Here is an 18,666-nt window from a genome sequence, read left to right on the forward strand (position 1 = left end):
ACGGGCCTTGTCTCCCACCGGAGGCGGGGCCCGTCACACGCATGTGCGGATAAGGCCTCCGTGTACCCGCTGATCATGGACGAAAGCCCCCCGGACGAGTGACAACGCTCAAGGATTGCCATGATCGGCCGAGGGGAGGAATTGCGGTGCGAGGGGACGCCGGAGGGAGCGCTCGGACGGGGAAGCCGGGCGAGGCGGTGGAGGGGCCGGGAGGGAACGGAGGGGATGGAGGGGACGGGAGGGACGGAGGGGACAGGGAGGGAACGGGGAGGCGAAAGGGCCCGCTGCACGGGGAGCAGCGGGCCCTTCGCATCGTTCCTGGAAGCGCGTTCCCCGGGCCCGGAAGCGTTCCGGGCCCGGGGGGCGCGTTCCTCAGGCCTGGGCGACGAAGACGTGCTGGGCGATGTCCTTGCCCAGCTCCGCCGCGTTCTCCCCGGTGCCGACCAGCACGCCGCCGACGCCGGCGCTGACCCGCACGGTGGAGCCCGGCCGGATCCCGGCCCGGCGCAGCGTGCGCATCAGCTCGCCGTCGGTCTGGATCGGCTCGCCGATCCGGCGGACCACCACGCTGGCACCGCCGTCGCCCGGCTTGACGGTGTCCAGCGGGACGAGCGCGGCGTCGAAGCCCTCGCCCTCGGCCTTGGCGTCGCCCAGCTCGTCCAGGCCCGGGATCGGGTTGCCGTACGGGGACTGGGTCGGGTGGCCGAGCATGGCGAGCACCTTACGCTCGACCGTCTCGCTCATCACGTGCTCCCAGCGGCAGGCCTCCTCGTGGACCTGCTCCCACTCCAGGCCGATCACGTCGACGAGCAGGCACTCGGCGATGCGGTGCTTGCGCATGACGCGTACGGCGAGCCGGCGCCCGTCATCGGTCAGTTCGAGGTGGCGGTCTCCCGCGACCTGCAACAACCCGTCGCGCTCCATCCGGCCGACCGTCTGGCTGACCGTCGGGCCGCTCTGCTCCAGTCGCTCGGCGATCCGGGCGCGCATCGGGACGATGCCTTCCTCCTCCAGCTCCAGGATGGTGCGAAGGTACATCTCAGTGGTGTCGATCAGCCCAGACATCGCCGCTGGCTCCGTTCCTCGGTGTCCTCACCGCCAATTCTGACGTACTGCACCGACAACCGGGCCCGCGCAAGGGCCCCGGGTCCCGGTTTTCGTTCCTGTTGACAGCGGTGCCGCCGGGGCGCCACGGTGCTCGCCGTAGCTTTCTCCACTGGCGGCCCGGACCCTCCCGGCCCGCCCCACCCGGCCGGCGCCCCCACCGGCAGAGAGCGAAGGCAACAGATGAACGACCTGGTCGGCCGGTACTTCGACGCCGCGATCGCCCATCTCCAGCGGGTCCGGGAGGAGGAGGCCGACGCCATCGAGGCCGCCGCGGCGTTGCTCGCCGAGGCGATCGCCGAGGGCCGCCGGGTGTTCACCTTCGGTGCCGGGCACTCCGCGCTGCCGGCCCAGGACGTGGTCTACCGGGCCGGCGGGCTGGTCCCGATGAACCTGCTGAACGTCCCCGGGATGGCGGGGGTGACGGTGATGCCCGCGCCGCTGTCCAGCGCGCTGGAGCGGGTGTCCGGCCTGGCCACCACCACCCTGGACCTGACCCCGGCCGCCTCCGGCGACCTGCTGTTCGTGATCTCGCTGTCCGGCCGCCAGGTGATGCCGGTCGAGCTGGCCCGGTACGCCCGGGACCGCGGCCTGAAGGTGATCGGCGTGACGTCGCTGGCGTACCCGGGCGAGGTGCCCCCGGCGCACCCGTCCGGCACGTACCTGAAGGACAACTGCGACGTGGTGCTGGACAGCAAGATCGCGGTCGGGGACGGCGAGCTGACCCACCCGGCCGCCGAGACCACCTTCGGCCCGGTCTCCACCATCGTGACCAGCGCGCTCATGCAGGCCGTGGTCGCCTCGGCGGTCGGCCGGCTGGCCGACGCGGCGGCCGACGGCACCACCGCGGCCCCGCCGCTGTTCCGCTCCGGCAACGTCCCCGGCGGCACCGAGTGGAACGCCAAGCAGATGGCCGACAACGCCGACCGGATCCTCTACACCTACTGACGCCCACCGGTCGCGCCCGCGGGTGCCGCCTCTCCACGCAGGGTGTCCGCCCGCCCACCGAACGTACCCGGGCCGGACAATCCACCGGGGCATCCCGGCCATTGCGGGCGGCCCGGGGGTGGGCCAGGCGTACCGGGAAGCCGCCCGGGGCAGGAGAGCGGTGCGACCGGAGCGACGGGTGGGGGCCGAACATGGCGTCTGGGGCGGGACGGACGGGGTGGATGCGCGAGCGGGAGCTGCTGCCCGGGTTCTTCTGGGCCGCCGACGCGGCCTCGCTACGCGGCCAGCGGCGTTCGGTGCTGCTCTCCGCCTGGGAGCTGCTCCTGCTGGTGGTCGCCGCCGCGACCGGCTCGGCCGACGGCGAGCCGTGGGCCTGGCCGGCGGCCGCCGCCTACCTCGGCGCGATCGTCCTCGCGGTGGTGATCAGCCGGCAGAACCCGCAGGGGCTCTGGTACGAGGGCCGGGCCGCCGCCGAGTCGGTCAAGACGCTGGCCTGGAAGTTCGCCGTCCGGGCGGACGCCTACCAGCCGCCGCCGCACACCCTGCCGGACGCGGAGGGCCTGTACCGCGTCCAGCTCGGCGGGGTGCTGGGCGCCTTCCGGGACGGCCGGGTGGTCGCACCGGGCGCCGGGGCGGAGCTCGCCGGGATCACGGCGGCGATGCGCGACCTGCGCGAGCAGCCGCTCGCGGTGCGGCGCGAGGTGTACCTGCGGGAGCGGATCCAGGTGCAGCACGACTGGTACCGCGCCAAGTCCCGGTACTGCGCCCGGGCCGGGGCGCTGGCGGGGGTGCTGGGCGTGGTGCTCCCGGCGCTCGGGCTGGTGCTCGCGGTGCTGCGGGCGCTCGGCGCGTTCACCTACGACGCGCTGGGCACCGTCTCGGCGGTGGCCGCCTCGATCACCGCGTGGGCGCAGCTGCGCCAGTACCGCCCGCTGGCCGCCGCGTACGGGCTGGCCGCCGACGAGCTGGAGCTCATCCGGTGCCAACTGGCCCGGCTGGACGTGGAGTCGGCGGACGCCGAGGAGCTCTGGGCCCGGCTGGCCCGGGACGCCGAGGACGCGGTCTCCCGCGAGCACACCACCTGGCAGGCCCGCCGGGAGATCCGCACCACCACCGACCGGGACCACTGAGGAGGCCGCAGGTGTCGTTACGGATGGTCAAGGCCCCGGACGGTCGCGCCCTCGCCGTCGAATCCCTGGGCGACCCGCGCGGCCGCCCGGTGTTCCTGCTGCACGGCATGCCCGGCAGCCGGGTGGGCCCGCACCCGCGCAGCACCGTGCTGTACCGGCTGGGGGTGCGGCTGATCTCCTACGACCGGCCGGGCTACGGCGACTCGACCCGGCAGTTCGGCCGCCGGGTGAGCGCGGCGGCGGCCGACGTGCGGGCCATCGCGGACGACCTCAAGCTGGACGGCTTCGCGGTGCTCGGCCGCTCCGGCGGCGGCCCGCACGCGCTGGCCTGCGCGGCGCTGCTGCCGCAGCGGGTCAGCCGGGTGGCGGTGCTGGTCGGCCTGGCGCCGCGCAACGCGGCCGGCCTGGACTGGTACGCCGGGATGACCCCGTCGAACGTGCACGCCTACCAGGAGGCGGAGCGCGGGCACGGCCGGATCGCCGACGCGATGGAGTTCCGCTCCCGGCAGATCAAGGACGACCCGGTCCGGCTGTTGAACGGGCTGCGGCCCGAACTGTCGCCCGCCGACCGGGAGGTGGTGGCCGACAACGGGCTGCGGCGGATGCTGCAGAGCAACTACCGGGAGGCGTTCCGGCACGGCGCGGACGGCTGGATCGACGACGTGCTGGCGTTCACCGCCGACTGGGGGTTCAAGGTCGAGGACATCGCGGTGCCGAGCTGGCTGTGGCACGGCACCGACGACCAGTTCTCCCCGGTCGAGCACTCCCGCTGGCTGGGCGACCACATCCCCGGCGCCGAGCTCTTCCTGGAGCCCGGCGCAGCGCACTTCGGCGCGTTCCGGGTGCTGACCACCGCCCTGGCCTGGGCGGCGGGCTGAGGCCTCAGGCTGTCATGAGGCCTCAGGCTGTCATGAGGCCTCAGGCTGTCACCGGGGTGACCGGCGCTCCCCCGCCCAGCACGGCCAGGACGTTGTCCACCGCCAGGCCGCCCATCGCCTGCCGGGTGGCGACGGTGGCACTGCCCAGGTGCGGGGCCAGGACGGCGCGTTCCTGGGCGAGCAGCGCGGGCGGGACGGCCGGCTCGTGCTCGAAGTTGTCCACGGCGGCGGCGAACAGCGCGCCGGACTCCAGCGCGGCGGCCAGCGCCTCCTCGTCCACCACTCCGGCGGTCATGCTGACCACCACCGCCCCGCGCGGCAGCAGGTCGAGGCGGCGGGCGTCCAGCAGGTGCCGGGTGGCGGCGCTGAGCGGGGCGGTGACGACCAGCACCGTGGAGTGGGCGAGCAGGTCCTCCAGCGGCCGCCAGGTGGCGCCGTCGGCCTGCTCGGGCGGCAGCTCGCGGCGGTTGTGGTAGCTGACCGGCATGTCGAAGGCGCGGGCCCGGCGGGCCACCGCCTGCCCGATCCGGCCCATGCCGAGCACGCCCAGCGGGGTGCCGGCCAGCTCCATGCCGAGCAGGAAGTTCGGTGCCCAGGTCCAGGGGCTGCCGGAGCGCAGCAGGCGCTCGCCCTCGCCGAGGCGGCGGGTGGCGGCCAGCAGCAGCGCCCAGGCCATGTCGGCGGTGGCGGTGGTGAGCACGCCGGGGGTGTTGGAGACCAGCACGCCGCGGTCGGCGCAGGCGGCCAGGTCGATGTTGTGGTGCCCCACGGCGTGGTTGGCGACGATCTCCAGGGACGGCCCGGCCGCGTCCAGGAACTCGCCGTCGACCCGGTCGTCCAGGGTGGTGAGCACGGCGCGGCGGCCGCGGACGGCGGCCAGCAGGTCGGCCCGGGCCATCGCCTGGTCGGAGTCGTGGCAGGTGACGGCGTGGCGCGCGGTGAGCCGTTCGATCACCCCGGGCGCGAGGCGCCGGGTGACCAGGACCGGGGGCGGGGTATGCTTGCTCATGGTCCCGCAGCGTACCCGCCGCCCCCGGCCGGAGGCCGTGCTCTCACCGGCGCCTGCACCACCGCTCACACCACCGCTCACACCACCGCTCACACCGCCGCTTACACCGGCTGCGGCTCCAGGTCCCGGTTGATCCGCTTCCAGCCGCGCGCCGCGACCGTGTTGGGGTGCTCCTCGCCGAACTGCCGGATCAGCTCGCCGATCGCGCGGGCCCGCAGTTCGGCGGCCTGGGTGTGCCGGCCGGCCGAGCGCAGGGTGATCGACAGGTTGGCCTCGCAGGCGACGGCGTCCGGGTGCCGGGGCGTGTAGCGCTCGCACAGGCCCTGGTAGGCGGCCCGGCCGAGTTCCTCGGCGAGGCCGATCTGGCCGTCGTCGCCGTAGGCGTTAGCCAGGTTGATCACCGCGTTGAGGGTGTACGGGTGGTCCGGCCCGACGGAGTCGGTCAGCCCTTCGACGGTGAGCCGGCCGCGTTCGATGGCGCCCTGGATGTCGCCGCTGCCGCGCAGGTAGATGCCGAGGTTGTTGGCGCAGGCCAGGGTGAAGGGGTGTTCGTCGCCGAACAGGCGTCGGTGGCCTTCGAAGACGGTGGAGCAGAGGTCGCGGGCGGCCTCCTTGTCGCCGGAGGCGCTGTGGTCGGCGGCCAGGTTGAGCGCGCAGGCGAGCGCGTCGGGGGCGTCGGCGCCGTAGCGCTCCAGGTAGCGCTCGTAGGTCTCCTTGGTGATCCGGCGGGCTTCGGCGAGCGCGCCGATGCGGCGCAGCGAGACGGCCAGGGACTTGGCGTTGCGCAGGTTCTCCGGCAGGTCGGGGTCGAGGACGTCGCCGAGGTCGGAGGTGACTTCCTGGAGCAGGTCCACCGAGCCGCGGTAGTCGCCGAGTTCGCGCAGGTCGCGGGCGAGGTTGGACTTGGTGGAGAGGGTGTAGGGGTGCCGGGGGCCGAGGACGGCGGTGCGCCGGTCGAGGGTCTCCTGGTCGAGCTCGCGGGCGGCCTCGCTGTTGCCGACGAGCCGGTAGTCGATGGCCAGGTTGTTGGCCATGGAGAGCGTGCGCGGGTTGTCGTCGCCGAACAACTCGCGGAACTGGTCGAGGATTTCGCGGTCGAGGTCGAGTGCGGCCTGGAACCGGCCGAGCGCCCGGCGGTCGGCGCCGAGGGAGCCGGCCGTCATCAGGGTGTACGGGTGGTGCTCGCCGAGCAGGGCCCGCTGGCGTTCCAGGGTGTCCTCGTCCAGGGCCAGGGCTTCGGCGTAGTTGCCCTGGGAGCGCAGCACGTTGGCGAGTTGGAAGCGCAGCAGCAGGGTCTGCCGGTCGTTCTCGCCGAGCTTGTTGGTCCACTCGGTGTCCAGGGCGTGGCCGAGGTCGCGGGCGCGGTCGAGTTCGCCGCGCTTCCAGAGGTAGCGGACGCGGTCGATGAGCAGCTGGCGGGTGTCCGCCTCGTCGCAGTTGTGCGCCTTGGAGGGCGACAGGTGCGGCCAGATCTCGTCGAAGGCGGGCCAGTTGGCGGGGTCGTCGGTGTCGCCGAGGACCGGCCGGGCGCCGGTCAGGATGCGATGCACCTCGTGGACGGCGATCTCCTGTTCGTCGTCGGTCATCTCGGCCCGGATCACCGCCTGGACGAGCCGGTGCACCTGGAAGCTGTTGCTGCCGGCGTCGACCTTGGCCAGCGCGTACCGGCCGATCGCCTGGATCACCTTGCCCAGCATGAACTTGTCGCTGAGGTCGGCGTCGTACTTCACCAGCGCCCGGATCATCTGGTCGCTGTAGAAGAGGTTCATCGAGATCGGCTCGGGCGCGAAGAACGCGCAGAGCTGCAACAGCCGGACGGCGGCCGGGGACTGCTGGCGCAGCCGGCCGATGGAGACGTTCCAGGTCGCGCCGACCGGGGTCGGGTAGTCGGCGGGGCGGGCGACGGCCAGCGCGCGGGCCGCCTCGGCGTGCAGTTGGGCGACGTAGGTCTCCACCGGGGTGCCGGTGGTGTCCAGCCAGGCGGCCGCGACCTCGACGGCGAGCGGCAGGTCGCCGACCGCCTCGGCGACCCGGTCGGCGTCCGGGCGGGACAGGCCGCGGGCGCGCCGGCACAGGTGTTCGACGCTCTCGCCGCGGGTGAAGACGTCCACCTCCAGCGCCTCGGCGTGCCCGGTCCAGGCCTGGTTGCGGGAGGTGACCAGGATGTGGCCGGAGCCGCCGGGGAAGAAGCGGCGGATCTCGGCCGGTTCGTCGGCGTTGTCGAAGATCAGCAGCCAGCGCGAGGTGGGCACGCCGCGGCGCAGCGCCTCCCGGGCGGCCTCGGCGGCTTCGGTGACGGAGTCGCCGACGCGCAGGCCGAGCCGGCGGGCGAGGTCGGCGAGGGCGGGGGCGACGAGTTCGGTCTGTTCGGCGTCGATCCACCAGACCAGGTCGTAGTCGGACATGAACCGGTGCGCGTACTCCAGCGCGACCTGGGTCTTGCCGACGCCGCCGAGCCCGTACAGCGTCTGGGGGGTGGGCAGGACGGCCGCCATTCCGCCGCGCAGCTGGTTGCGCAGTTGTTCCAGGACGGCGGCGCGGCCGGTGAAGGAGGGGTTGCGCGGCGGCACGTCCCACACGGTCGGCTTGCTGCCGGGGAAGCGCGGTCCGCTGCCGTTGGGCTCGGTCAGGGCGACGTCGCCGCGGCCGAGGGCGCGCAGCAGGGTCTGGACGGACTGCGTCTCGTCGCGGCCGACGAGGTCGACGGGGTTGCGGTTGCTGAAGGGCGCGGTGAGCCTGACGTCGCCGACGCGGACGGGGACGAGCTGGCGCCGGGTGCCGGCGGGGTCGGAGTTGACCACGGACTCCCACAGCGCCCGGGCCTGCGGGGAGCGCTGGTAGGCGGGCGAGAGCACGGCGACGGTCCGGTAGGCGGCGTCGATGCCGCGTTCGGTCTCCTCGCGCGGGTCGGTGCCGGCGCTGAGGTCGCGGGGCAGCACCCGGAAGCCGGCCCGGGTGAGCACGGACTCGATCCAGTCCGCCCACATCCGGTCCTCGGGGACGTAGGAGAGGTAGAGGTCGGCGGGGACGGACGGGCGGCGGCGGGTGAACGCGTCCACGTAGCGCAGCCGCAGTTCCTCGTCCATGACCGGCAGGGAGGTGACCTTGCGCTGGGTGATCATCGCGGTGAGGCGTTCGCAGGCGGCGAGCATCGAGGTGGGGGTGCCGGTCTGGTCGCCGAAGGTGGCGAGGATCTCCTCGTAGGCGTAGAACGGCCGGTAAGGGATCTCCACCGACCCCCAGTAGGAGGCGAGTTCCTCGCCGTTGAGGCCGGCCGGCAGCCCGTCGAAGCGGACCCGGGCGAGGGAGCGGCCGGCGTCGGCCTTCTCCTTCTCGCCCTCGTCGATGCGCATCGGGACGGGCAGGATGCGGATGCCGCGCTCGCGGTAGCGGTCGTGGATGTGCTGGGCGATCCGGGAGGCGCCGTCGATGGACTGGTCGCTCAGGGTGAAGCAGACCACCAGGTCGTCGGGCATCTGGACGGTGCAGATCTCGGCGATGTCGGACAGGCCGGTGCGCGAGTCGATGAGCACGTAGTCGTACCGCTTGCTCATGTCGGCCTTGAGGGCGTCGAAGAACTGCCCGCCGTCGAAGCGGTCGTAGAAGATGTCCCAGTCCAGGTGGGTGACGGCCTCGGAGTAGTCCCGGTTGAACTGGCCGGCGGACAGGAAGTCCAGGCTGCCCCCGGTCGGGAACAGCGGCCAGGACAGCGACAGCGCGTGCGGGTGCACCCTGGCGAAGTCCAGGTGCCAGCCCTCGGCGTGCTCGACCGGGCGCAGGGCCTCCTCGCGGTACTCGGCGATCAGGTCCATCATCCCGGTCGTGCCGGCCAGCGAGGCCGGGTCGAGGAAGGGGTGGAAGAACTTGGCCAGGCCCGGCGCCTCCAGGTCCCAGTCCACGGTGAGCACCCGGTAGCCGTTGGCGGCCAGGATCCAGGCGGTGTTGGCGAGCGCCATGGTGCGCCCGGTGCCGCCCTTGTAGGAGTAGAAGGTGATGATCCGGCCGTTGCGGTCCTGCTCCACGGACCGTCGCTCGGCCTCCCGCTGGGCGGCCAGTTCGGCCACGGTGAGGCCCCCGACGCGGAAGTTCCTGGTGGGGTTCTCGCTCATCTGGGTCGTCCTCCCAAGGGCGCCATCCCGTCATCGGGGTCATCGCCGTCGTCACGGTCTGGGTGGTCGTCGGGTCCGGAGCCGTCCTGCCCGAGGGGGGCGTCCCGGCCGAACGGGGCCGCGCCCGGGCCGCGCCGGAACGCGTCCCGCAGGTTCGGGCGGGGCGGCGGCGGATCCTCCGGCTCGGCCCTGGTGCGGCCCTCGAAGGCGTACTTGGCCTTCATGGCGGCCCGGGGCAGCGCGTCGTCGAAGTCCTCCAGGGTGTTCAGCCCGGTCGGGCCGCTCACGCCGAGGAAGCTGGGGCGGCTCGCCCGCCGGGTGATGCGCAACGCCTGGTCGCTCAACTCGCCGAGGTCGCCGCCGCGTTCCTCGCACTCGGGGTCCTCGGTGTTCCACGGCTCCAGGACGCTCACCCAGGTGGCGTCCGAGCGGTCGAAGCGGCGGACGAGCTCCCGGCGGTCCGGATCGCGCAGCGCCCACCGGTCGAGCAGGAGCAGGCCGGGGGCGGCCGCCTCCCCCTCGATGATCGACTCGACCTCGTCGTCGAACTCGTGCACGGTCGGCTGGAACCCCAACTGCCGGGCCAGCCGCACCGCGTGCTGGGCGATCGGCGAGCCGGCCGGGCGATAGGGGTGCCAGTCGGTGCGCCGGGAGCCGTAGAAGTCGGGATTGCGGTCGGGCGGCAACTCGCCCTGGTGGTAGGAGAGTACGGAGATCCGCAGCTGCTTGGTCGGCGCGCTCACGTTGAAGGCGCTGGGCAGCCCGTTGAAGTCCAGCCGCCGCCCGACCGGGATCACCGTCTCCTCCGCCACCTGCACGATCCGCGCCGCCAGCCGGTGCACGGCCAGCTCGTACGCGGAGCGGAAGTAGGTGAGCTTCATCAGCGCGTACAGGCCCTCGGTGGCGTAGTCCGGCCCGAAACTGGCGTGGTTGAACTGGAGTTCACTGGCGACCTTGGGCAGCCGGTAGCGGCTCATCGGCGCCCACAGCACCGGCACGATGCCGCTGGTGCGCTCCGCGTCGATCGTCGCCGGGTACACCGGGCGGCGGGTGAAGGCGTGCCACTCCTGCCCGCACGGGACGCTGTTGAAGTACCGGGGCGAGTACAGCGGCACGAACACCCGGCACGTCGCCAGCTCCTCCGACAGCCGCTCCGCCCACAACTCCCCCTGGTGCATGGACTCGTCCATGAAGCCGACCGGCACCCCGGCCGGGACCGTGGTCAGCTGCAGCACCGCCTCGCACAGGTCCCGGTACAGCTGGCGGACCCAGTGGTTCGGATCACCGGCGCCGCGCGTGCCGGCCTTCGGGGTGTGCGCGTAGGAGAGGAAGAAGTACGGCCGGGCATCATCCTCGTCCCAGCCACGGTCGTTCACACGCGCCTCCCCCGGGCCCGTCGGCAACCTGGTTCCCGCAGCCCCCGTGCGGCGGGGTCTCAGTGTAGGAACGAGTGAGGACCCAAGGGAATAGCACAACGAGTCGCACGAATTGACATGACCGAAACGACACGGCTGTGCGCCCGCTTATCGTGGCTCCCGGGGCCTGCTCCAGCGCGCCCGACACGGAGTACAGGGAAGGTAGCCATGGACCACCTCAACTGGCAGAAGCCGAGCTTCAGCGGTGACCAGGCGGACTGCATCGAGATCGCCTCCGAGGGCGACTTCGTCTACCTCCGCGAGTCCGACAATCCCGGCCACATCGTCACCACCACCCGCACCAAGCTCAACGCCTGGCTCCTCGGCGCCAAGGCCGGCGAGTTCGACCACTTCATCGCCTGACCTCCACGGCCGGGCACGGCGCGGGCCCGCCTGGAGAAGGCGGACCCGCGTGCCATGCATGGCACCTATGTCCGATCCCGTCGATCCCGCAGCCGCTCGGACCGGGCCTGACACACACCGCCGACGGCGGCCGCCAGCAGGATCAGAACCAGCACGCCCGTCACGCCCGGCCCCGTCGGCGCTTGAACTCGCGCAGCAGGGCCAGCAGGTTGATCAAGGTGCTGGCCGGGATGTTGCCGATGGAGACGAGCGCCCGGCCGTTCAGATCGGTCTCGTCGGGCTGAGCGGACGGCCAGAGGAGCCCGAACTCTCGGCCCTCCGTGCGGAGATCGACGATCAGTTCGGCGATCTGCCGGCCGGTGAGCTGCCGCAGGGCCGGGTCGGCGGGGTGGATCGGGTGGTGGGCGATCACGCGGCGCCGTCCAGCTCGAACCAGACGCGCTTGCCGAGCTTCTGCGGCTCCGCACCCCAGCGGTGCATGAGCCCCTCCACCAGCATCAACCCCCGCCCGGACTGGGCGAACGGGTCGGGCTTCCGCTGCTCGGGCAGCACGGGACTGCGGTCCGCGACGGTGACGCGGAGCGTCCCGTGGACGACGGCGACCAGGACGACGGGCGCGGCGGTCAACCCGTGCCGCCAGGCGTTCACCACCAGCTCCACGAGCGCGAGTTCGGCATCCCCGATGGAGGAGTTGGGGTACCCGGCGCGCGCCATGGTGTCGCGCAACGCCTCGCGAGAGACGGTGAGGGAGGGGGAGTTGAGGTTGGGGTCACACATGGGGAATCTCCCAGCGGTGCAGAGGGGCTACGCACAGACGCAACTGACGACCCGTCTGATGCGCGGTTGTGGTTGGACTGTAAGGGGACAAGGTCCAACGATGCAACACTAACTGTAATTTCCCCCACACTGCGAGTAGCGTGAGCGCGCAAGGAGGCATGCCCGTGGGACTCAGGACCGAGATCAGTGAACGACAGCGCCGCTTCGGTGAGGAACTGCGCCGTCTACGCGACACCGCAGGCGTGTCGGCACCGGAGATCGGCGCACTGATGGGCATGAAGGGGCCAGCCGTCAGCCACACCGAGGCCGGGAGGCTGAGTCTCAACCTCGACCGCCTGCACATCTGGCTCGACGCCTGCCATGCCAACGATCCCGAGTACCGCGCTGCTCTTCTCGCCATAGGCCAGAGCAACGGCAAGGGCTGGTGGACCGACTACCGTGGCTACGTTCACCCCTCAGCCCTCGACCTCGCCGAGTACGAGGCCGATGCGACCCGCTTGGAAAGCTACGAGACTCTTCTGATCCCAGGGCTGCTCCAGACCAAGGCCTACAGCGAGATCATCCTCGAATACGCCGAGAAGAAGGTCGAGTTTCGCCGCGCCCGCCAGGAGATCCTGAGCGTCGAGAACGGAACACCCTTCCATGCCGTGATCCACGAGGCCGCGCTACACGCGATGTACGGCGGTCCAACCGTCATGCGCGACCAGCTGAACTACCTGATCGATGTCGGCAAGCTGCCCCATGTGACCATCCAGATCCTGCCGTTCGGCTGCACAGTCTTCGCCTCGACCGACATCCCGTTCATGCTGCTACACGGTCAGCACCCGAAGCTGGACACCGTCTTGATGGAGCAGCCGCACGGCGTCCCGTTCCTGGGCGATCCTGAAGCAGTATCGTCATACCGGCGGAAGTTCGAACGCCTCAGAGGCGCGGCGCTCCCACCCCTGACCGCCTCTGCGCCCGGACCCTCCCCCGCCTATCGCGACTCATGGGGTTTGCTCCAGCACATTCGTTACGCAGTACAGGGAAGGTAGGCATGGAACGGCTCATCTGGCAGAAGTCCAGTTTCAGTTACGAGACCAACTGCGTCGAAATTGCATCCGCCGGCGACCTCGTCTACATCCGCGAGTCCGACGACCCCGCCCACATCGTCACCACCACCCGCGCCAAGCTCAACGCCTGGCTCCTCGGCGCCAAGGCCGGCGAGTTCGACCACTTCACCGCCTGACCCACACGGCGCGGAAGGGGGGGGGGGGGGGGGGGGCGCGGGGGGTGCGCCCCCCCCCCCCCGCCCCCCCGGCGGTCTTTTCCCACCACACCCCCGCCGCCCCCCCCCGGGGGGTTGGGGCGGCCCCCGCCACGGGGGGGCCCCCCCCCTTCCCCCCAGGTACCGCCGTCACACTGCGGCAGGCCTCGGGACGATCCAGAGCTCGGCCGGGCCGCTTATGATCACGGACTCCAGGCGGGCCGGCGTCGGGCTGGCCGGGTCCAGGGCGCTGCCGGGGTAGGCGCCGAAGAGGCCTTCCAGGGCCACTTCGGCCTCCAGCCGGGCCAGGGGTGCGCCGAGGCAGAAGTGCGGGCCGTAGCCGAAGGACAGGTGCTCCTTGTCGGGGCGGGTCGGGTCGAAGTCGTCCGGCCGGTCCGGGTGGACCTCCGGGTCCCGGCCGGCCGCGCCGAATCCGAGCAGGATCGGCTCGCCCTGGCGGATGACCACGCCGTCGCCGAGGTCGATGTCCTCCAGCGGGTAGCGGAGCGGGATGTGCATCACCGGGCTCTCGTGGCGCAGGGTCTCCTCGATGACGTCCTCCCACGCGAGGGTGCCCTCGCGAACCTGGGCCAGGTAGCGGGGGTGGGTGAGGAGCGCCTGGACGGCGCTGGTGATGAGGTTGACCGCCGTCTCGTACCCGGCGCCGAGCATCAGGAAGAGCTCGTCGCGGGACTCCTCCTCGGCGCGGCCCGTGTCGCCGCCGGTGCTGACGGCGGCCACGTCGCTGGCGAGGTCGGGGCCGGGGTCGCGCCGTTTGAGCTCCAGCAGTTCGACCAGCACCACGTTGATCTCCGCCCGCGCGACCGTCATCTGCTCGGTCGTCGCCGTCGTCGTCAGCAGGGTGTCCATCGACCGGCCGATCTGCGGCCGCATGTCGGCGGGTACGCCGAAGAGGTCGCAGATCACCGTCATGGTGAGCGGGAGCGAGAGGGCCCGGCGGATGTCCACGGCCTCGCCGGGGGCGAGGTCACGGAACGCGCCGACCAGGGCGGCGGTCGTCGCCTCGATCCCGGGCCGCAGCGAGGACACCCGGCGGGGCGAGAACGAGGGCGCCATCCGTCGTCGCGCCGAGCGGTGTTCGTCGCCGTAGCGGTTGAAGAAGTTCTGCTGGAACGCGATCGGGCCCATCGGCCACCCCTCGGGCACCGCGGCCAGGCCGGGCCAGTGCTTGCGCGGGTCGCGGGAGACCCGCGGATCGCCGGTCAGGGCGCGGATCACCGAGCTGCGGGTCACGGACCAGGCGACGATGCCGCCGGGGAGTTCGACCCGCACGGCGGGCCCGGCGGCGCGGAGCTCCGCGTTCTGCTGGTGCAGGGCCCGGCCGGTCATGTCCAGCACCGGGCAGCCGTTGTCGTCTGGAGCCATGGCATTGCTCCTCAGGATCTCTCGGGGGGCGCCCCCGGCAGTCCGTGTCCGGGGCCTGTGCTCCGTTCTAGAGCGGCACGGAGCGGTCGTCAACGGACCGCGACGGTGTTACCAGGATCATCCAGCCAGACGGACTGTGCACCGTCTACACCGACGGTCACGCCGAACCGGCCCAGGTCCGGCCTCCCCTCCTCCCCCCACCACCACCGGCGGGCGCCCACGATCTCGTCCCACAGCCGGCGGGGCCCGCATTGCTGAACAGCGTCCTCGCCGTTCCACCTGGCGTAGCGAACCGAGGCCCACGATCCGGCACCGTCGGACAGTTGCATGCGAAAGGTGCCGCTGGGGTCGGCCTCGTCCCAGACGTGTTCGTACCGGACACCGGGCACTCGCAGGCCGATGGCGAAGGCTGCGTGCACGTCCTCCAACGCCAACTCCGGGTCCATTGCGGAAGGGCCCTGCCGGTAGTGGTCCGGCGCATCAGACAGCGGGCCGGTCACGGCATGCGGGCGCTGGGCTCGCATCCACATGAAGCTGACGTTGCCGACGAACCGGCCGTGCGACGCCTGGCCCCTCTCGCCGACCACCAGGCGCAGGAGCCCGGCATTGGCGTAGGAGGTGCCCCACGGGGTGACGATGACACCGCCGGGGCGGGTCTGCTCGATCCATGCCCAGGGCACCCTGCGGACGGCTGCGGTCGAGTGGATGCGGTCATAGGGAGCGGCGTGGGGCCACCCGGCCAACCCATCGCCCACCACACGGTTCGGCGCGAATCCAGCGGCCCCCAACCTCAGCGCCGCCTCTGCCGCCAGAACCGGATCCACCTCGACAGTGGTCACCTGCTCGTCACCGAGTCGGGCGCACAGCAGGGCACTTGTCCAACCGGTTCCGGTACCGACGTCGAGCACGGCATGCCCGTCGCTCACCTCCAGGTGACGAAGCATGTCCGCCACCAGGGACGGCATGGAGGCCGACGACGTCGCGGTGCCGGGCCCGCCACCGATCCCGTCGTCCACCTGCGTGACGACCACAGCGTCGGCGTCGACCAGCGCCCACCAGCCGTCCGGGTCGTCGCCACGGCTGATCCGCCGGTAGCCGGTCGGAGCGCCGCCGTCCGGGGCCCACACCTTCTCCGGCACGAAGGCAGAGCGCGGGGCACGCTCGAACGCGCCCCGCCACTCCTCGCCCAGCCCGGACATCAACTGTGCGAATTCCTCCATCAGTTGAAGCTCACTTCTTCGGCGGAGTGACGGGCTTGGTCCACTGGCCGTCCGACTCCTTCGGGGACTGCTTCTTGTCCCCGACCTCGCCGCCCTTGCCGTCTCCGTGCTCCCCCATGTCTGCGCTCCTTCCCGCCCGTCAGACCGGTCAGTCGGTGCCGGTGGCCACAGTGGCATCCAGCGACATCGACGGGCGAGAACACGCTAGGGGGATTCCTGCGAGAATTTCAACAATATTCCAGTGACCGACTAAAGATCTCCACGGAATGTCGCAGACCACTCGTAGAGCTGCCGCCTTGCGCAATCCCCGAACAACGCATTCATCTCATAGCGGGAAAAAACTCCAATATGCTCGGAGATGTCCCTGGGGTCCCGGAAAACTATGCGCCCAGTAAATACCTCCACCGTGGCCAACCGCTCATCGTAAATCGTAAATCGTGAAAGTGTTCATCGGGCCCTGCGGCAGGACAACCCCGTACGGAATCACGCCGATTCGGATATTGGGCAGGCGGGAAAGTGCGGCCAGACGCTCGATCTGAACCGACATGGCCATCGGACCGACCACCGCCCACTTGACGGCCTGCTCAGTCAGAAGGAACGTGAACGACTTGGACGTGTCATAGAGGACCGCCTGCCGCTCCAACTTCCGAGCCACCGCTTTGCCGATATCACCGGGCGAGTAGGCAAGACCGGCCCTGACGTACTCGGGCGTCGCCAGCAACCCCGTCACCATCGCCGGAAGGAAATACCGCAGGACGGAGGCGTCCTGCTCCAGCGCTGCGAGCTCCGCCTGCCGCTTCTCCAGCCCGACCCTCCAGGACGCCCGGACCTCCTGCCACTGCGTATGAGCAACCCGCGCGAGCGATGAGATTTCCTCGGCTATCTCCGACGGTACGCCAAGCGCGAAAAGAATTCGCTCGACCTCTACAAGGGTCGGTATCTTCTTCCCCGTCTCAATCTTGCTGATCGTGCTCTGCGTCATGGCACAACGCACAGCGAGCCGGGCCCCCGTAAGGCCGGCTCGCTTGCGCAGCTCTCGCAGCTTCTTCCCCAGCTCGGACTTGGACTGTCCGAGCCGTTCCGGATCCAGAGACACTCAGCCGCTTGCTCTCACGTACTCCGAGAAAGGAACGGACTCGGATACGGCCAAGCGCTTCCACTCGACGAATCGGCTCGGGTCGCCGTCGAACACCTCGCGGCTGATCTGCGTCCCGTCCGGGCGGTAGTTCATCAGGACCACCCTGGACTCGTCGAACATCCAAAAATCCTGATCCGGTAGGCCCGGATTCTCGCGGCCGGTCAGGTCGAGAATCCGGATGTCCTCGCCGGCCGCGACATTGTGGGCGTAGTGCGCGAACTCGAAGCGGAGATAGTCCGTCAGGGGTCGGGTGATCGCGTGGACGCGGCCGACGGTCCGACCGCTCTCACGGAAGCCCCTCACGCGCCTGGTCCAGGCCGCGGTGTCCTCCGCAGTGACCGGTCCACCCGCCAGGAAGCGCCGGATGGCGTCCTCTTCCTGCGGCATGGTGTAGACGGAACGGGTCTCCAGCCGCCAGGCATCGCTCGCCATGGCGTCGAAGTAGTCCCGCCAGTCCTTACCATCCAAGAGCACGGACGGCCTCCCTGAGAATGTGCTCGGGAATCTCCACCAGGCCCTCGCCTTCGGGCGCGGTGAAGCCGTCGAACAGGTCGCCCTGAACCACGAACGAGCCACGGTCGGTGGCATACACGTTCGGGCAGTCATCCCCGCCGCACTCCCCCGAGCCGCTGCCGCTGCCGTTGCCGTTGCCCGTCAGCCGCGTAAGCACCGGTTTCCCTGCCATGCCAACCTCCCACCCGCCGAACCCTGCTGGACCTTGCAGATACGAAGCTAGGGACACCTTGCGGGAGTGTCCATGCCGACTCGGCGATATTCCCGTGTTCGACTAATGATCTTGCCTTGGAGCCACCCACCACGTTTCGATCGCCCGGGAAGTCGACCCCGTCGGCATCCCGGGCGATCGCGACGAACAGCTCCGTCGCCACCGAACCTGCTGCGGGGGTTGCACAAGAAGTCGACTCCACCGACTTCTTACGCGGCACCGCACCCGCTGACCCGCATCCTGAGCGGCAGGCCTCACCATGCTGCCGCACTGCCGACACGTTCGACCATGTCCTCGCTGACGACTCCCGGTATGTTCCGGCAGCTCCTCAGAGCGAAGGCCCCAGGCAAGGTCCTTATCCCAGACCCGGAATATGCCCGATACTGCATGGACAGGCATCGAAGGCAGCCCTAGCGTCGTTGACGAGTTGGGAGGCATAGCGAGGTCAGCATGGCTGAGCCCCCGCAGCTACTGTCTCCTGCCAGCAAGTTCAACGGCCCACGCTGCGACGATGACGACTGCCCAACCGTGTACTCCACCGATCGCGGGACGTTCGCGGTCCAGAGCGACCACTTCACGGCCCTGAAGGCACCCATCGGGAGTCCGCCGTCGAGATTCCCCGACACGTTCTGAAGGAGGCCATCCGTGCTCCTGGATGGTGACCAGTGGCGCGCCCACTTCGACAGCTACCAGCACGAAGCGTTCCGGTTCGAGGCGCAGCCCGCCTACACCATGCCCAGGGAAGCAGAGAGCCTCGCCCGCTTCCTGCGCGGCGAGCCGAAGCCGATCGATCACAACGCGGCGTGGCACCGGAGGGTGCACGGCTTCGTTTCCTCGGGACGGAAGATCGGCCGCGTCCGGGTGGTGCGCCACCCCCTCACGGACTACCAGCGGTACCAGTTCGCCTGGGGTATCCCCGGCAACATCGCCGCCGGAGAAGACATCCGGATCCTGGACACCACTGAAGGGAACTTCGGTATCCCCGACCAGGACTGGTGGCTGTTCGATGACACCTCGGCAGTCCACCTGAACTTCCGACCTGACGGCACCCAGATCAACCGGGAGCTGGTCAGCGGCGACATGCGCCGCCACCGCGAGTGGAAAAGAATCGCCCTGGCTCACTCCGTGCCGTTTTCCGAATACCTGAAGTCGGCCCCACCAGCTTCTTGCGCAACACCCCATCCGTCGGGGCCGCGCCCCCCGGGGCAGGGGGGGGGGC

The 18,666-nt window shown here is 70.9% G+C and carries 18 protein-coding genes; 7 read left to right on the forward strand and 11 right to left on the reverse strand.

What is annotated here, in order from left to right; genetic code table 11:
- Positions 1 to 372: 372 nt before the first annotated feature.
- Positions 373 to 1,065 (reverse strand): metal-dependent transcriptional regulator, encoded by a 693-nt coding sequence (locus ACFWPT_RS24725; protein WP_350877579.1) that lies wholly within the window; start codon positions 1,063 to 1,065, stop codon positions 373 to 375.
- Positions 1,066 to 1,287: 222 nt separating this feature from the next.
- Between ACFWPT_RS24725 and ACFWPT_RS24730 the strand changes: the two genes are divergently transcribed.
- The 3 genes from ACFWPT_RS24730 (at position 1,288) to ACFWPT_RS24740 (ending at position 4,060) form a co-directional block, all read left to right on the forward strand.
- On the forward strand, positions 1,288 to 2,052 hold the full coding sequence (locus ACFWPT_RS24730) for a sugar isomerase domain-containing protein (RefSeq protein WP_063348174.1): 765 nt from the start codon (positions 1,288 to 1,290) through the stop codon (positions 2,050 to 2,052).
- Between the two features lie 221 nt (positions 2,053 to 2,273).
- Positions 2,274 to 3,182: a DUF4231 domain-containing protein gene (locus tag ACFWPT_RS24735; protein WP_380345149.1), complete on the forward strand. Its 909-nt coding sequence runs from the start codon at positions 2,274 to 2,276 to the stop codon at positions 3,180 to 3,182.
- 23 nt (positions 3,183 to 3,205) lie between these two features.
- Positions 3,206 to 4,060, forward strand: a complete 855-nt coding sequence (locus tag ACFWPT_RS24740) for an alpha/beta fold hydrolase (RefSeq protein ID WP_063348176.1) — start codon at positions 3,206 to 3,208, stop codon at positions 4,058 to 4,060.
- 40 nt (positions 4,061 to 4,100) lie between these two features.
- Here the strand turns inward: ACFWPT_RS24740 and ACFWPT_RS24745 are convergent, their stop codons facing one another.
- From ACFWPT_RS24745 to ACFWPT_RS24755, 3 genes are all read right to left on the reverse strand, one after another.
- Positions 4,101 to 5,069, reverse strand: coding sequence for a 2-hydroxyacid dehydrogenase (locus tag ACFWPT_RS24745; RefSeq protein ID WP_380484333.1), 969 nt, complete (start codon positions 5,067 to 5,069; stop codon positions 4,101 to 4,103).
- Between the two features lie 101 nt (positions 5,070 to 5,170).
- A complete protein-coding gene (fxsT, locus tag ACFWPT_RS24750) occupies positions 5,171 to 9,091 on the reverse strand; it encodes an FxSxx-COOH system tetratricopeptide repeat protein (RefSeq protein ID WP_380373307.1) in 3,921 nt (1,306 codons plus the stop codon).
- Positions 9,092 to 9,174: 83 nt separating this feature from the next.
- Positions 9,175 to 10,554: a TIR-like protein FxsC gene (locus tag ACFWPT_RS24755; RefSeq protein ID WP_380484335.1), complete on the reverse strand. Its 1,380-nt coding sequence runs from the start codon at positions 10,552 to 10,554 to the stop codon at positions 9,175 to 9,177.
- Between the two features lie 207 nt (positions 10,555 to 10,761).
- On the opposite strand from ACFWPT_RS24755, the gene ACFWPT_RS24760 reads away from it, so the two are divergent.
- Positions 10,762 to 10,956, forward strand: coding sequence for a DUF397 domain-containing protein (locus ACFWPT_RS24760; protein ID WP_063348179.1), 195 nt, complete (start codon positions 10,762 to 10,764; stop codon positions 10,954 to 10,956).
- A 160-nt stretch (positions 10,957 to 11,116) separates the two neighbouring features.
- Here ACFWPT_RS24760 and ACFWPT_RS24765 read toward each other — a convergent pair whose 3' ends face one another.
- Positions 11,117 to 11,368: a hypothetical protein gene (locus ACFWPT_RS24765; protein ID WP_380484337.1), complete on the reverse strand. Its 252-nt coding sequence runs from the start codon at positions 11,366 to 11,368 to the stop codon at positions 11,117 to 11,119.
- Entirely contained in the window at positions 11,365 to 11,733 is a 369-nt protein-coding gene (locus ACFWPT_RS24770) for an ATP-binding protein (protein ID WP_063348181.1), read from the reverse strand. The genes ACFWPT_RS24765 and ACFWPT_RS24770 overlap by 4 nt, the downstream gene beginning before the upstream one ends.
- A 164-nt stretch (positions 11,734 to 11,897) precedes the next feature.
- On the opposite strand from ACFWPT_RS24770, the gene ACFWPT_RS24775 reads away from it, so the two are divergent.
- Together ACFWPT_RS24775 and ACFWPT_RS24780 are read left to right on the forward strand one after the other, a co-directional pair.
- On the forward strand, positions 11,898 to 12,767 hold the full coding sequence (locus tag ACFWPT_RS24775; protein ID WP_380484339.1) for a helix-turn-helix domain-containing protein: 870 nt from the start codon (positions 11,898 to 11,900) through the stop codon (positions 12,765 to 12,767).
- A 2-nt stretch (positions 12,768 to 12,769) separates the two neighbouring features.
- On the forward strand, positions 12,770 to 12,961 hold the full coding sequence (locus ACFWPT_RS24780) for a DUF397 domain-containing protein (RefSeq protein WP_380345159.1): 192 nt from the start codon (positions 12,770 to 12,772) through the stop codon (positions 12,959 to 12,961).
- Positions 12,962 to 13,129: 168 nt separating this feature from the next.
- Here ACFWPT_RS24780 and ACFWPT_RS24785 read toward each other — a convergent pair whose 3' ends face one another.
- From ACFWPT_RS24785 to ACFWPT_RS24805, 5 genes are all read right to left on the reverse strand, one after another.
- Positions 13,130 to 14,365 carry a cytochrome P450 gene (locus ACFWPT_RS24785; protein WP_380484342.1) on the reverse strand — a complete coding sequence of 412 codons (1,236 nt, stop codon included), beginning with the start codon at positions 14,363 to 14,365 and terminating at the stop codon, positions 13,130 to 13,132.
- 89 nt (positions 14,366 to 14,454) lie between these two features.
- Positions 14,455 to 15,585, reverse strand: a complete 1,131-nt coding sequence (locus ACFWPT_RS24790; protein WP_380373292.1) for a methyltransferase domain-containing protein — start codon at positions 15,583 to 15,585, stop codon at positions 14,455 to 14,457.
- 418 nt (positions 15,586 to 16,003) lie between these two features.
- A complete protein-coding gene (locus ACFWPT_RS24795) occupies positions 16,004 to 16,681 on the reverse strand; it encodes a helix-turn-helix domain-containing protein (protein WP_380484344.1) in 678 nt (225 codons plus the stop codon).
- Positions 16,682 to 17,197, reverse strand: a complete 516-nt coding sequence (locus ACFWPT_RS24800; protein WP_063348187.1) for a DUF6879 family protein — start codon at positions 17,195 to 17,197, stop codon at positions 16,682 to 16,684.
- Positions 17,181 to 17,408: a hypothetical protein gene (locus ACFWPT_RS24805; RefSeq protein ID WP_063348188.1), complete on the reverse strand. Its 228-nt coding sequence runs from the start codon at positions 17,406 to 17,408 to the stop codon at positions 17,181 to 17,183. Before ACFWPT_RS24805 ends, ACFWPT_RS24800 begins: the two co-directional genes overlap by 17 nt.
- 684 nt (positions 17,409 to 18,092) lie before the next feature.
- On the opposite strand from ACFWPT_RS24805, the gene ACFWPT_RS24810 reads away from it, so the two are divergent.
- On the forward strand, positions 18,093 to 18,666 hold a 574-nt coding region (locus ACFWPT_RS24810), incomplete at its 3' end, for a DUF6879 family protein (RefSeq protein ID WP_380484346.1).

Origin of the sequence: Kitasatospora sp. NPDC058478 (assembly GCF_042720345.1) — a bacterium.
In the GTDB taxonomy this organism is placed as follows: domain Bacteria; phylum Actinomycetota; class Actinomycetes; order Streptomycetales; family Streptomycetaceae; genus Kitasatospora.

Coding starts and splice junctions, on each gene's coding strand:
- ACFWPT_RS24725 (WP_350877579.1), bottom strand. CDS start 1,065: ATGTCTGGGCTGATCGACACCACTGAGATGTACCTTCGCACCATCCTG.
- ACFWPT_RS24730 (WP_063348174.1), top strand. CDS start 1,288: ATGAACGACCTGGTCGGCCGGTACTTCGACGCCGCGATCGCCCATCTC.
- ACFWPT_RS24735 (WP_380345149.1), top strand. CDS start 2,274: ATGCGCGAGCGGGAGCTGCTGCCCGGGTTCTTCTGGGCCGCCGACGCG.
- ACFWPT_RS24740 (WP_063348176.1), top strand. CDS start 3,206: ATGGTCAAGGCCCCGGACGGTCGCGCCCTCGCCGTCGAATCCCTGGGC.
- ACFWPT_RS24745 (WP_380484333.1), bottom strand. CDS start 5,069: ATGAGCAAGCATACCCCGCCCCCGGTCCTGGTCACCCGGCGCCTCGCG.
- ACFWPT_RS24760 (WP_063348179.1), top strand. CDS start 10,762: ATGGACCACCTCAACTGGCAGAAGCCGAGCTTCAGCGGTGACCAGGCG.
- ACFWPT_RS24770 (WP_063348181.1), bottom strand. CDS start 11,733: ATGTGTGACCCCAACCTCAACTCCCCCTCCCTCACCGTCTCTCGCGAG.
- ACFWPT_RS24780 (WP_380345159.1), top strand. CDS start 12,770: ATGGAACGGCTCATCTGGCAGAAGTCCAGTTTCAGTTACGAGACCAAC.
- ACFWPT_RS24785 (WP_380484342.1), bottom strand. CDS start 14,365: ATGGCTCCAGACGACAACGGCTGCCCGGTGCTGGACATGACCGGCCGG.
- ACFWPT_RS24790 (WP_380373292.1), bottom strand. CDS start 15,585: ATGGAGGAATTCGCACAGTTGATGTCCGGGCTGGGCGAGGAGTGGCGG.
- ACFWPT_RS24805 (WP_063348188.1), bottom strand. CDS start 17,408: ATGGCAGGGAAACCGGTGCTTACGCGGCTGACGGGCAACGGCAACGGC.